Below are 13054 nucleotides of genomic sequence, written 5' to 3'. Positions count from 1 at the left end.
TTTATGTAACGGCGCGTGCCCTGCAAGGCCGCGCCGGATCCGGGACGGATCATTGCAGGATCATGTCACCCGGCCAGGTGATCGTATGGTCCAGGGTGATCTCCTGCTCTGCCCCGCCGGGCAGGGCAAAACGCCACTCCAGCACGCCGCGCTGGTTGTCCAGGGCGCTGTCATCGGGCATCGGGCTGGCGGTCCAGTCGATCACCAGGTCCTCCTGTTCGGAATAGGGCACCCGGTCGGTCAACCGCACGTCCCAGTCGCGGCCGGTCAGGTTGCTGGCGGTGATCACCACGTTTTCCTCTTGCCGGTTCGAGCGTGTCAGCACACCGCGGTCGCCCGCCTGCCGGTCCTTGACCCGCCGTTCCAGGCGCAGCCCCTCGATCGGGCCGAAGGCAAGGGTGGCCTTGTCCCCTTCGCTGATCAGGTCGATGGGGCGGCGGCCGATATAGGTGCCGTCCAGGTAGAATTGCGCCGCCTCCGTTCCGGCGATCAGCGCGCCGGTGTCATTGGTGAATTCCCCCATGACAAAGGCCGTCTCGTGCAGGGCGGGAACCGCGCGCGCATAGACCTGCGGCGTCACCGACAGATCCCCCAGCCCGATCTTCAGCGCATCGGCGCCATTGGCGATGCTCACCGGGCGGGGGTAGTCGTAGGTCACCGACAAGCCGTCGAAATCGCCGGTGGCGATCACGGGTTCGGCCATCACCGGCGCGGGGGCGGCATCGGCGGCAGCGGCGGCGAACCCGGCGCTGCCCTGGCTGCGGGCAAGCTCTTCCTTGGCATAGGGGCGGGGGTCGGGGCGCGGTTCGGTGATCCGGCGCAGCCAGGGAAAAACCTCGCCCGGAACGCTGCGCGCTGTGGGTTCGGCGGTGGACAACGTCAGCGCCACGTCCTGCCAATCCTCGCCCGTCGCCTGCCGGACAAAGGCGCCGCGTTCGACGGTCAGCGCGGGCGCCGCGCCGGTGGTCAGGTGGAAGTCATAGGCCGGAGTCCAGCCCGCATCCCATCCCATGTAGCGCAGCTCCAGCGTACCGGTCACTGGTGCCTCGGCGGTAACGACGACGGTCAGGTAGGCACGCTCCCCCGCCCCGGTTTCCAGCGCGGCCAGTGCCTGCTTCGCGCGGACCAGCTCCTCTTCGAGGTCGGGCAGATCCAGCAGGATCTCGCGGGCCTGCTGCTCTGCTGCGTGGATCTCGCGGCGGGCGGCCAGGCCTTCCTCTCCGACCAGGGCAACGAGGTCGCGAATGGCGGTGGTGCCGGCACCGGCCAGCCCCTCCCCCTGGCCCAGACCGGCAAGAAAGGCGATGCGGTCGCGCGCGGCATCCGCCGCCAGTTCCGCCGCGCGGGCCTTGTCCTTCAGCGCCTGGATCGCGGCGCGGGCGGCATCGACCTCTGCCTTGGCGGCTTCGACCCGGGCAGTGCGGGCGGGATCGCGGGGCGGGACGAAATCGTCGCGATAGGACACCGCCCCCAAGGCCGCGGCCGAGGTCGTCAGCCGCAGAGAATCCTCCTGCACAACGGGCATGTCGGTCAGGATCAGGCGGTGGGTGCCGGCGGGAATCTCGTATTCCGCAACCCTGTGGATGGCCGCGCCCTGCGGGAACACGGTCACCGCATCAACGCGGCTGGGAACTTGGATATCATCGGCCATTGCGGCCATGGGAAACAGGCAAAGGACGGCGGGAAACAGGCGCATTTGGACCTCCGGGAAAATGTTGCGCCCAACATGAAGCGTGCCGCGACAGAGGCCAAGGACCGATTGCTGCGGAGCCGTCCTGCGGCGGAAATCGGGGGCAGTGGGACAGATATCGTGAGGGGCGTACCATGGCCGGCCCGTCCCAAAATGAAAACGGGCCGGAGAGATCCCCCGGCCCGTTACAATGCTGTTGCATGGCGCGATGGCCCTGCTGCGCGTGGCGCGCTGGCTCAGCCCTTCTTCAGGACTTCGCGGCCCAGAACCTCGGCGATCTGGACGGCGTTCAGCGCCGCGCCCTTGCGCAGGTTGTCCGACACGACCCAGATGTTCAGGCCGTTGTCGATGGTGCTGTCCTGGCGGATGCGGCTGATGAAGGTGGCGAAATCGCCGACACATTCGATCGGCGTGACGTAGCCGCCGTCCTCGCGTTTGTCGATCACCATGCAGCCGGGGGATTCGCGCAGGATGTCGCGGGCCTCGTCCTCGTCCAGGAAATCCTCGAACTCGATGTTCACGGCCTCGGAATGGCCGACAAAGACGGGGACGCGCACGCAGGTGGCTGTCACCTTGATGGAGCTGTCGATGATCTTCTTCGTCTCCGCCACCATCTTCCACTCTTCCTTGGTGGAGCCGTCTTCCATGAAGACGTCGATATGCGGGATCACGTTGAAGGCGATCTGCTTCTGGAACTTGTCGACCTTGAGGTCATCGGTGGGGTTGTAGATCGCCTTGGTCTGGTCCCACAGCTCGTCCATGCCTTCCTTGCCGGCGCCGGACACGGATTGGTAGGTGGAGACGACGACCCGCTTGATCTTGGCACGGTCATGCAGCGGCTTCAGCGCCACGACCATCTGCGCGGTCGAACAATTCGGGTTCGCGATGATGTTTTTCTTGGCATAGCCGTGGATCGCCTCGGCGTTGCATTCGGGCACGATCAGCGGCACGTCCGGGTCGTAGCGATAGAGGGAACTGTTGTCGATCACGACACAGCCCGCCGCCGCGGCCTTGGGGGCGAATTCCTTCGTCGGGCCGGAGCCGATGGCGAACAGCGCCATGTCCCAGCCGGTGAAATCGAAGGTCGCCAGATCCTGGGTTTTCAGTGTCTTGTCGCCAAAGCTGACTTCGGTGCCCAGCGACCGGCGCGAGGCCAGCACGGCGATTTCGTCGATGGGGAATTCCCGCTCGGCGAGGATGTTCAGCATTTCGCGGCCCACGTTGCCCGTGGCGCCTGCGACGACGACTTTATAGCCCATGTCGGACCTCTCCTTTGATCTGGACGCGGGTGCATACCGCACCCGCAACTTGGTTGAAAGGGTGTTGTCGTGATGGCAAATATCAAGTGCGGCGATCCGACCCGCCCCGAAAGCTGCGGCGCGGCGGCCATCCCGCGTGTCCGGCGCGCCCGGCAGCAGGCGAGGGCTGCCTCAGTCCATCCGGTCCGGGGCGAACAGGTAGACGGCCAGCCCGACGAACATCAGCGCCGCGTAGGACCACAGCATCGGCGCAAACGCCGCCGGACCCTGTGCCGCCGGGTTGTACAGCCAGCCGGACATCACCTGCATCCCCCCCGCCGATCCCAGCGCCAGCAGGTTCACCAGCGTCACCGCGCGGCCCACCAGATGCGGCGGTGCAAAGGCGCGGCCATGGGCCATCAGCATCGGATAGGACGCCGCCATGGCCCCCAGCCCGGCAAACAGCAGCGCCGCCTGCACGGCGCCCAGCCCCGGCAGCAGGATCAGCCCCAGCAGACAGGCCAGCGCGCCCGCGTTCCCGGCAAAGACCACCCATTTCCGCGTGCCCAGCCAGCGATCCAGCGGCCCGTAGGCATAGGTGCCCAGAATCATCGCCACCCCCAGCACCAGCGCCGCTTGCCCCACCTGTGTGGCCGAGGCGCCGTAGATATCGGCGAAATAGGGGCCGATCCACAGCCCGCGCAGCGTGGCGGTGGGCGCGTAGCAGCCCAGGATCATCGGCACCAGCAGCCAGAAGGCGGGCATCTTCAGCAAATCCAGAAGGGAACCGCGCGGCCCGCCCTCGGGTGCGGGGGGATCCTTGATCAACACCCAAAGGCCCAGCGCCGTTGCCCCCGAGATCACCGCCATCACCGCCATGCAGGCGCGCCAGCCGATCAGCTCTGCCGCCAGGGCCATGGGCAGCGAACCGGCCAGGTTGCCGACCATCCCTGTGCCCAGAGAGACCGCCGCCAGCGAGGCAAAGATCACCGGTGCGAAGCTGCGGGCGAAGATGTAATAGGCCGCCATCAGGATGTTCGAACAGCCCACCCCCAGCAACGCCATCGCGGCGGTCAGGTGCCATGGCTCCGTCGCCAGGGCAAAGACCGCAGCCCCCCCGGCCCCGCCCACCAGCAGCAGGACCGAGGACGACCGCCGTGGCCCGATCCGGTCCAGCGCCCAGCCCACGGGGATCTGCATCGCCGCGAAGACCAGGAACCACACGCCGGAGGCAAAGGACAGATCCGCCGCGGTCGCGCCCAGATCGGCCTCCAGCGGGCCGGTCAGCACCGCCAGGAAGGATCTGTAGAACTGACTCAGCACATAGCCGAAGACCAGCAGCAGGATATCGGGGCGCAGGGCGGCGGACATCAGGCGCGGCCCCCGGTCAGATGCAGCGCCCGCCGTCCACTTCCATGCAGACGCCGGTGACCATGCTGGCCTCGTCCGAGGACAGGTACAGCGTGGCATTGGCGATATCGGCCGGGGTGGAGAACCGGCCCAGCGGGATGGTGGACAGGAACTTGGCCCGCACCTCGGGCGTGTCCTCCCCCATGAAGCTTTTCAGCAGCGGCGTTTCGCCCGCCACCGGGTTCACCGCGTTCACGCGAACGCCAAAGGGCGCCAGTTCGACGGCCATGGCGCGGGTGGCGGTGATCATCCACCCCTTGGACGCATTGTACCAGCTCAGGTTCGGACGCGGGCTGACCCCGGCGGTGGAGGCGATGTTGACGATCGCGCCCTGGCCGCGCTCCTTCATCGACGGCACCAGGTAGCGCGCGCCCAGATAGACGGATTTGCAATTCACCCGGAACAGGCGGTCGAATTCGTCTTCCTCGACCTCTGTCATGGGTTTGGGCAGATGGGTCATGCCGGCATTGTTCACCAGGATATCGACATGGCCCATATCGGTCAGCGCGCGGTCGAACATGGCTTTCATCGCCTCGGTGTCGGACACGTCCACCGCCTCGGCCAGCCCGCCAGTTTCCTCGGCGATGGCGCGGGCCGCGTCGCCGTTCAGATCGGCGGCCATGACCTTGGCCCCCTCGCGGGTGAACCGCCGTGCGATTTCCGCGCCGAAACCGGAACCGGCGCCAGTGACGATTGCCGTTTTACCTTCTAGCCGCATGATGGGTCTCCTCTCGATCCGCCGACCATTCGCCGGCGCAGGGTGGGTGGCAAGGGTATGGGTGCCCTTGCGAAAAGCGGGGGATGCTCAGCCGTGGTAGGCGGCGACGGTCTTCAGCGTGGTAAAGCCATACATCGCCTCGAACCCCTTTTCGCGGCCATGGCCGGATTTCCCGACCCCGCCAAAGGGCAGTTCGACACCGCCACCGGCACCGTAATTGTTCAGGAACACCTGCCCGGCGCGGATCTGGCGGGCCAGCCGCATCTGACGCGCGCCGTCGCGCGACCAGACCGAGGCGACCAGCCCGTAATCCGTACCGTTTGCGATGGCGATGGCCTCCTCCTCGGTGTCGAAGGGGATGATGACCTGCACGGGGCCGAAGATCTCGTCCCGGGCCAGCGGATGATCGGCCGCAACGCCGGAGAACAGCGTGGGCGCGACGTAATGCCCGCCGTCCACTGCCGCCGACAGATCACCCTGCGCCGCAACGGTCAGGTCGCTGCCACGGGCCAGAAAGCTCTCCACGATGCCTTTCTGCCGGGCGGAGATCAGGGGACCGACCTCCAGGTCGTCCAGCGCCGGGCCGACGCGCAACGCGCCGTAGCGTTCGGCCATGCGTGCGGTGACTTCCTCCAGAACACCGCGCTGCACCAGAATGCGGGAGGACGCCGAACAGGTCTGGCCCGCGTTCTGGATGCCCGCGTTCACCAGGAACGGCAGAGCCGCGCCCAGATCGGCATCGTCGAACACGATCTGCGGAGATTTTCCGCCCAGCTCCAGCGTCACGGGAACCACGTTCGGCGCGGCGGCGGCCTGAATGGCGGCGCCCACCCCCACAGACCCGGTAAAGGAGATGTGTTGCACGCGCGGATGGCCCGACAGGGCAGCGCCCGCCTCAGCCCCCAGACCCGGCACGACGTTCAGCGCCCCGGCGGGCAGCCCCGCCTCCTGCGCCAGCGCGGCAAAGGCCAGGGCGGTCAGGCAGGCGTCCTCTGCCGGTTTCAGGACACAGGCATTGCCCGTGGCCAGTGCCGCGCCGACGGACCGGCCGATGATCTGCATCGGATAATTCCACGGGACGATATGGCCCGTCACGCCATGCGCCTCCCGCAGGGTGTAGACGGTGTAGCCATCCATGTAGGGGATCGTCTCGCCGTGCAGCTTGTCCGCCGCGCCGCCGTAGAATTCCATGTAGCGTGCCAGCGCCAACGCATCGGCGCGCGCCTGTTTCAGCGGCTTGCCGACGTCCTGCGCCTCGATCCGGGCCAGATCCTCGGCCCGGTCCTGCACCAGCCGGCCCAGCCGCGCCAGCAAGCGCCCGCGATCCGCGGCGGGCATCCGCCCCCATGCGCCGTCGCGCGCGGCCTCGGCGGCCTGCACCGCCGCCTCGATATCCGGGGCGGTGCCCCGGGCGATCTGGCCGATCTCCTCCCCGTTGGAAGGGTTGGCCAGCGGCAGGGTCTGCCCCTCGGCGGGCGGAACCCAGGCCCCGTCGATGAAGCACAGCGAAGGGTCGAACCACAGTTCGGTCACGGTCATGGTCTTTCCTCAGACTTGAGCAAACGCGGGCAGCACAGGGGCCGCCGCGATCAATTGCCGGGTATAGGGGTGGCTGGGCGCGTCGAAGACCTGCGCCGTCGGCCCCTGTTCGACGATCTCCCCGGCCTGCATGACCATCACCCGATCGGTGATGGAGCGGACGACAGACAGATCGTGCGAGATGAAAAGGTAGGTCAGCCCGAAGCGGTCCGACAGGTCGGCCAGCAGGTCCAGGATCTGCGCCCGCACCTGTACGTCCAGGGCCGACACGGCCTCGTCCAGGATGATCAGCTCGGGCTTGATGATCAGGGCACGGGCGATGGCGATGCGCTGGCGCTGCCCGCCGGAGAACTCGTGGATGTACTTGTGCCGATCCTCCGGCGTCAGGCCCACGGCGGTCAGCGCCTCGGCGATCGCCGCATCGCGGGCGGCGCCGGTGGGGGGCGTGTCCAGCAGGTGAAAGGGTTCGGTCACCAGACGCCCCACCCGCTGACGCGGGTTGAACGAACCGTAGGGATCCTGAAACACCACCTGCATCCGCTGCCGTACGGCGCGGTTGGGCTTGTGCCCCGAGAAGACGGGATCGCCACCCAGCGTGATCTGCCCCTCCTGCACCTCCTCCAGTCCCAGAATGGCGCGGGTCAGGGTGGATTTGCCACAGCCCGATTCCCCCACCAACCCCAGGCTTTCGCCGCGCCGGATCTCGAAGCTGACCCCGCGCACGGCCTTCACCCGACCGGGGGCGCCGAACAGCGACTTGCGCGGCAGGGCATAGCTGCGCACCACGTCGCGCACCTGCAACAGCGGCGCCTCCTGCGGGATGGCCGTGCGGTCGGGCGCGTGGGACGAGGCCGCCAGCAGCGCGCGGGAATAGGGATGCGACAGGTTGGCGAACAGATCGCGCGTCGGCCCCTGCTCCACCACCCGCCCGGTCTGCATGATGGCGATGTCATCGGCCATGTCGGCGACCACCGCCAGATCATGGGAGATGATCATCAGCCCCATCCCGTCCTCGCGCACCAACCGGGTCAGCAGCTCCAGGATCTGGGCCTGGGTGGTGACGTCCAGCGCGGTCGTCGGCTCGTCCGCGATCAGCAGCTTGGGCCGCAGGGCAATGGCCATGGCGATCACCACCCGCTGCCGCTGCCCGCCCGACAGCTCGTGCGGATAGCGGGTCAGGGGAAACCGGTCCTCCGGCAGCTCCACCCGGGCCAGCGCGTCGCGCGCGCGGGCCATCGCCTCGGCCTTGCCGATCTTCTCGTGGATCAGGATCGTCTCCGCCACCTGTTCGCCGATGGTGCGGATCGGGTTCAGCGCGGTCATCGGCTCCTGAAAGACCATGCCGACCTTTGTGCCGCGCAGATCGCACAGGGCGCGCTCGGACAGGTCCAGCACCTCCTGCCCGTCCAGCGTGATCCGCCCGGTACTGCGCGCGCCGTCGGGCAGCAGTTGCATGACGGAAAAGGCGGTCATCGACTTGCCCGAGCCGCTTTCCCCGATGACGCCGAAGATGCGCCCGGCCGCCACGTCAAAGGAGACGTCGCTCAGGATCTCGGTCCCGTGGATCGTCAGGCCGAGGTTCTCGATACGCAGAAGGCTCATGTGCGGGACCGTCTCAGCTTCGGGTCGAACAGGTCACGCAGACCGTCGCCCATCAGGTTCAGCCCCAGCACCGTCAGCAGGATCGCCAGACCGGGGAACAACGCCATGTGCGGCGCAAAGGAAATCATCGTCTGGCTGTCGGCCAGCATCCGCCCCCAGGAGGGCGTCGGCGGCTGCGCGCCCAGCCCGACATAGGACAGCCCCGCCTCTGCCAGGATGCCCAGGGAGAACTGGATGGTGCCTTGCACGATCAGCAGGTTGGTCACGTTGGGCAGGATATGTTCGGCCGAGATCCGTGCCGCCCCCTTGCCCGCCACCCGCGCGGCCAGCACGAAATCACGCTGCCACAGCGACAGCGCGCCGGACCGCGTCAGCCGTGCGAAAACAGGGATGTTGAAGATGCCGATGGCGATGATCGCATTGACGGCAGAAGCGCCGAAACTGGCCGTGATCATCACCGCGATCAGCAGCGAGGGGAAAGCAAAGACCAGATCGTTGCCGCGCATGATCACCTCGTCCAGAAGCGATCCGCGCCGCGCGGCGGCCCACAGGCCCAGCGGCACGCCCAACCCCATGCCGATGCCCACCGCGACCACGGCCACGGCGATGGAGGTCCGCGCCCCCACCATGATCATCGACAGGATATCACGACCGAAGTGATCGGTGCCCAGCGGATGCGCGCCCGTGGGCGACTGGATCTTGTTGGCGATGTCCATCTGGGTGATGTCATAGGGCACCCAGACCAGGCTGATCAGCGCGGCTGCCAGGAAAATCAGGCTCAGCACGGCGCCCAGCACCAGGCTGCGGGAGCGCAGCGCCGGATGCAGCCCGCGTCGGGCATCGTTGGCAGTGGTGGCGGTGGGGACGGGATCTGTCACGGGATCGCTCATGCGCGTCTCAACCTCGGATCGACGATGGCATAGGCGATCTCCACCAGAAAATTGACCAGGACGACGGCAAAGACCAGCAGCATCACCACGCTTTCCACCACGATCAGGTCACGGGCGGAAATCGCCTGAAAGATCAGGCGCCCCAGGCCGGGCAGGTAGAACACGTTCTCGATGATGATCCCCCCCGCCAGAAGAAAGGAGAATTGCAGGCCGATGATCGTCAGCACGGGGATCAGCGCATTGCGCAGCGCGTGGCGCCACAGCGCCTGCGCGCGGGTCAGCCCCTTGGCGCGGGCGGTGCGGATGTAATCTTCGGACAGGGTATCCAGCAGGGAGGACCGCATGACCCGTGCCAGGATCGACGCCTGTGGCAGGGCCAGCGCCACGGCGGGCAGGGTCAGCGCCTTCATCCCGGCCCAAAACCCGGCATCCCAACCCGGGAACCCACCGGCGGAGAACCAGCGCAGGTTGATGGCGAAGACCAGGACCATCAGCATGGCAAACCAGAAATTCGGGATCGCGACGCCCAGCTGCGTCACCCCCATCACCCCGATATCGGCCATCTTTCCGCGGCGGGACGCGGCCCAGATCCCGGCGGGAAAGGCGATCAGCGTCGACAACCCCAGCGCATAGAGCGCAAGCGGCAGCGACACCTGCAACCGCGCGCCGATCATCTCGGCCACGGGGGTACGATAGGTGTAGGAGATGCCGAAATCGCCGGTCAGCAACCCGCCGATCCAGCTGCTGTAGCGTTGCCAGGGCGTCCCATCCAGGCCCAGCTGCTCGCGCAGCGCAGCCAGCGTGTCTTCCTGCGCGTTGACGCCCAGCATCATGGCGGCGGGGTCGCCCGGCAGGATCTCGATCGCGAGGAAGATCACGACGGAGGCCGCAGCCAGCGACAGGATCAGCGACAGGAGGCGGGTCAGCGTATATCTGAGCATGAGTGGTGGTGCGATCCGACGCGGCGCCTCGGTCACGACGGACCCCGCGCAGCGATTGGGGGAACCCGCCGGACACTTCCGGCGGGCCCGGTTTCAGTTCATTCGGCCCAGTAGACGCCGGTCAGGTCGGCGGCCTGGGTGGGCATGTCGACCCAAAGGCCCTCGACCTCGGTCTTGGCGATGGTGTGCAGCGGCAACTGGAAGAGAAAGCCGTTCACGTAATCCTCGGCGATCGTCGTCTGAGCGGTCTTCAGCATCTCGGAGCGCGCGGCGGGATCGGTTTCGAGGTTGAGATCCTCCATCAGTTTCTGGAACTCGGGATTGTCATACTGGAAGTAGTAATCGGGATTGGCGTAGATCGCGATATCCATGGGTTCCGTATGGCTGATGATGGTCAGGCCGAAATCCTTGCCCTTGAAGGTGGTTTCCAACCATTGCGCCCATTCCACGTTCTCGATCTGCGGGTCCAGACCGACGGCGCGCAGCTGGGCCGCGATGATCTCGCCGCCGCGCCGCGCATAGGAGGGGGGCGGCAGGGTCATCTTGACCTTCAACCCGTCCTCGACGCCCGCTTCCTTCAGCAGGGCCTTGGCCTGCTCGGGGTCATAGGCGGACAGCTCTGTCAGGTCGACGTAATCGGGGTTGTGCGGGGCGAAATGCGTACCGATGGGCGTGCCATAGCCAAACATCGCACCGTCGATGATGGCCTGCCGGTCGATGGCATGGGCCACGGCCTGCCGCACCTTGATGTTGTCAAACGGCGGCATCTTGTTGTTCATCGCCAGGATCGTCTCCCCCTCGGTGGAGCCGATGGTGACATTGAACCGGGGGTCGGCGTCGAACTGGGGCAGGTTTTCCGGCGCCGGGAAGGCCGAGAACACATCGACATCACCGGCCATCGTCGCGGCGAAGGCGGCGGTGGGGTCGGAGATGAACTTGAACGTGGCACGGTCCAGCTGCGCGGGCTCGCCCCAGTAGTCCTGGTTCTTGACCAGCGTGATACTGTCGCCCTGTGCCCAGCTGTCGAACTTGAACGCGCCGGTGCCGACGGGCGCGGTCTTGATCGTTTCGATACTTTCGGGCGCCACGATCACGGCGTCGCCCCAGGCCATGTTGAACAGGAACATGCCGTTGGGCGCGGACAGCGTGACCTTCACGGTCAGCGGGTCCATCACCTCGACGGTCTCGATGCCGGCGAACAGGCCTTTTTGCGCATTGGCGCTGTCCTCCGCCCGCGCGCGGTCGAGGCTGAATTTCACGTCCTCCGCATCCATGGCGCTGCCGTCATGGAAGGTCACGCCGTCGCGCAGCATGAAGGTATAGCTCAGCCCGTCTTCGGAAATTTCCCAATCGCGGGCAAGGCCGGGATTGATCGAGCCGTCGGCGCCGAACCGGGTCAGGCCCTCGAAGATGTTGGAATAGGTCACGCTGTCGATCGCGCCTGCCGCCGCGGACGTCGGGTCCAGATGCGGCGGTTCAAGCTGCATCGCCAGCGTAAGGTCGGTGCGGGCCTGGGCAAAGGCGCCCCCGGCGGTCAATGCGATGACGGACGCGAAGGTGGCCGCCGAAAAGATCCTGGTCATTGTCGTCTCCCTGTTGTGGCCCTGGGCGGACCCTGCCCCGGCGGCCTGCGTGGGCCGCGCGGTTCACAGCGGCATCATCATGCCTATTCGCCGGTTCGTCCAGCATCCGGGGGCTCCGTGCCCCCGCGAAATCCTCAGGGTGCCAGAAGCGCCTTCAGCGACAGCGCCATCACTTCCGCCGATTGCAGCATGTCGTCCACGCCGACGTATTCGTCGGGCTTGTGCGCAAGGTCCAGAATGCCCGGACCATAGGCGATGCAGTTCTTCAGCTTGCCGATCCGGTCGATATGCTTCTGGTCGTAAGTCCCCGGAGAGACGACATATTGCGGATCCTGCCCCAGGGTCTGGCGAATCGCGTCGGACACGGTGCGCACCACCGGCGCTTCCCGGTCGGTCATCGTCGGCAGCACACGGTGCATCTCCCGGATATCATAGGAGAACCGTTCCCGCCCGGCGGCGACCCGGTCCAGCACCCCGGTGATTTCGGCCTGCACCTCGTCGATCCCCTCTTCGATCAGGAACCGGCGGTCGATCACCATGCGGGCACTGTCGGGCACCACGGGAGAGGGCAGGCCGGTGCTGTCAGCCGGGATTTCGGCCTGACCACCATGCAGGGAATTGATGTTCAGCGTGGATTGCTTGGCCCCCTCGGGGACGACGGGCATGTCCGTGCGTTTCTGCGCCAGGGCAGGGAACAGCGATTCCTCCATCTCGTGCAGCACGGCGCCCATGTGACGCACGGCGCAATCGCCCAGGAACGGCATGGAGCCATGGGCGATCTCGCCATGGGTCTCGATCTCGGCCCACCAGACGCCGCGATGGCCCAGGCAGATCCGGTCCTTGTTCAGCGGCTCGGGGATGATGACATGATCGACACGGGCGAAATGCCCCTTCTCCGCCAGGTAAGCCACCCCGCCGAACCCGCCCGATTCCTCGTCTGCGGTGCCGGAAATCTCGATCGCGCCCTGCCAGTCGGGGACCGTGGCGATGAAGGCCTCCGCCGCGATGATCGACGCGGCCAGCCCGCCCTTCATGTCGCAGGCGCCACGGCCATAGATCTTGCCGTCGATCAGCTCTCCGCCGAAGGGATCGGTGGTCCAGCCCTTGCCCACGTCCACCACGTCAATGTGGGAATTGAAATGCACGCATTCGCCGGGGCGGTTGCCCTCGCGCCGGGCAACGATGTTCCATCGGGGGTATTTCTCGCAATCGCCGGGGGCACCCACGGCGCGGATCATCTGGGTCGAAAACCCCTTCTTCGACAGGCGCGCGTCAAGATAGTCGCAGATATCGCGGTAGAACTCGCCCGGCGGGTTCAGCGTCGGGATGCGGATCAAGTCCTGCGTCAGGGCGATCAGGTCGTCGCGCCGGTCGGCGATGGCGGTGCGGAGGCTCTCTGTCCAGTCGGTCACGATCACGTCTTTCACAATTCTGTTGCCTTGG

The 13054-nt window shown here is 66.7% G+C and carries 10 protein-coding genes; all 10 read right to left on the bottom strand.

All coding sequences use genetic code 11. From position 1 onward, the window contains the following. Positions 1-49: 49 nt before the first annotated feature. On the bottom strand, positions 50-1696 hold the full coding sequence (locus tag G5A46_RS06315) for a DUF4139 domain-containing protein (RefSeq protein WP_163848344.1): 1647 nt from the start codon (positions 1694-1696) through the stop codon (positions 50-52). A gap of 230 nt (positions 1697-1926) precedes the next feature. Continuing rightward, complete coding sequence (locus tag G5A46_RS06310; protein ID WP_163848342.1) at positions 1927-2949, bottom strand: aspartate-semialdehyde dehydrogenase; 1023 nt, start codon at positions 2947-2949, stop codon at positions 1927-1929. 171 nt (positions 2950-3120) lie between these two features. Continuing rightward, positions 3121-4287 (bottom strand): MFS transporter, encoded by a 1167-nt coding sequence (locus G5A46_RS06305; protein WP_163849905.1) that lies wholly within the window; start codon positions 4285-4287, stop codon positions 3121-3123. A 28-nt stretch (positions 4288-4315) separates the two neighbouring features. Beyond that, positions 4316-5056, bottom strand: a complete 741-nt coding sequence (locus G5A46_RS06300; RefSeq protein WP_163848340.1) for an SDR family oxidoreductase — start codon at positions 5054-5056, stop codon at positions 4316-4318. An 87-nt stretch (positions 5057-5143) separates the two neighbouring features. Next, positions 5144-6595: an aldehyde dehydrogenase family protein gene (locus G5A46_RS06295; RefSeq protein WP_163848338.1), complete on the bottom strand. Its 1452-nt coding sequence runs from the start codon at positions 6593-6595 to the stop codon at positions 5144-5146. A gap of 9 nt (positions 6596-6604) precedes the next feature. Next, entirely contained in the window at positions 6605-8197 is a 1593-nt protein-coding gene (locus G5A46_RS06290) for an ABC transporter ATP-binding protein (protein WP_163848336.1), read from the bottom strand. Then, a complete protein-coding gene (locus tag G5A46_RS06285) occupies positions 8194-9087 on the bottom strand; it encodes an ABC transporter permease (protein WP_163848334.1) in 894 nt (297 codons plus the stop codon). Before G5A46_RS06285 ends, G5A46_RS06290 begins: the two co-directional genes overlap by 4 nt. Further along, a complete protein-coding gene (locus G5A46_RS06280; RefSeq protein WP_163848332.1) occupies positions 9084-10028 on the bottom strand; it encodes an ABC transporter permease in 945 nt (314 codons plus the stop codon). Before G5A46_RS06280 ends, G5A46_RS06285 begins: the two co-directional genes overlap by 4 nt. A 98-nt stretch (positions 10029-10126) precedes the next feature. Then, entirely contained in the window at positions 10127-11611 is a 1485-nt protein-coding gene (locus G5A46_RS06275) for an ABC transporter substrate-binding protein (RefSeq protein WP_163848330.1), read from the bottom strand. A 134-nt stretch (positions 11612-11745) separates the two neighbouring features. Continuing rightward, a complete protein-coding gene (locus G5A46_RS06270; RefSeq protein WP_239520641.1) occupies positions 11746-13038 on the bottom strand; it encodes an acetylornithine deacetylase/succinyl-diaminopimelate desuccinylase family protein in 1293 nt (430 codons plus the stop codon). Positions 13039-13054: the final 16 nt, after the last annotated feature.

This window comes from Pseudooceanicola aestuarii (assembly GCF_010614805.1).
In the GTDB taxonomy this organism is placed as follows: domain Bacteria; phylum Pseudomonadota; class Alphaproteobacteria; order Rhodobacterales; family Rhodobacteraceae; genus Pseudooceanicola; species Pseudooceanicola aestuarii.
Note: the sequence above shows the minus strand (reverse complement) of the source record. Positions and strands in the feature narration are given on the sequence as shown.

Coding starts and splice junctions, on each gene's coding strand:
- G5A46_RS06315 (WP_163848344.1), bottom strand. CDS start 1,696: ATGCGCCTGTTTCCCGCCGTCCTTTGCCTGTTTCCCATGGCCGCAATG.
- G5A46_RS06310 (WP_163848342.1), bottom strand. CDS start 2,949: ATGGGCTATAAAGTCGTCGTCGCAGGCGCCACGGGCAACGTGGGCCGC.
- G5A46_RS06300 (WP_163848340.1), bottom strand. CDS start 5,056: ATGCGGCTAGAAGGTAAAACGGCAATCGTCACTGGCGCCGGTTCCGGT.
- G5A46_RS06295 (WP_163848338.1), bottom strand. CDS start 6,595: ATGACCGTGACCGAACTGTGGTTCGACCCTTCGCTGTGCTTCATCGAC.
- G5A46_RS06290 (WP_163848336.1), bottom strand. CDS start 8,197: ATGAGCCTTCTGCGTATCGAGAACCTCGGCCTGACGATCCACGGGACC.
- G5A46_RS06285 (WP_163848334.1), bottom strand. CDS start 9,087: ATGAGCGATCCCGTGACAGATCCCGTCCCCACCGCCACCACTGCCAAC.
- G5A46_RS06280 (WP_163848332.1), bottom strand. CDS start 10,028: ATGCTCAGATATACGCTGACCCGCCTCCTGTCGCTGATCCTGTCGCTG.
- G5A46_RS06275 (WP_163848330.1), bottom strand. CDS start 11,611: ATGACCAGGATCTTTTCGGCGGCCACCTTCGCGTCCGTCATCGCATTG.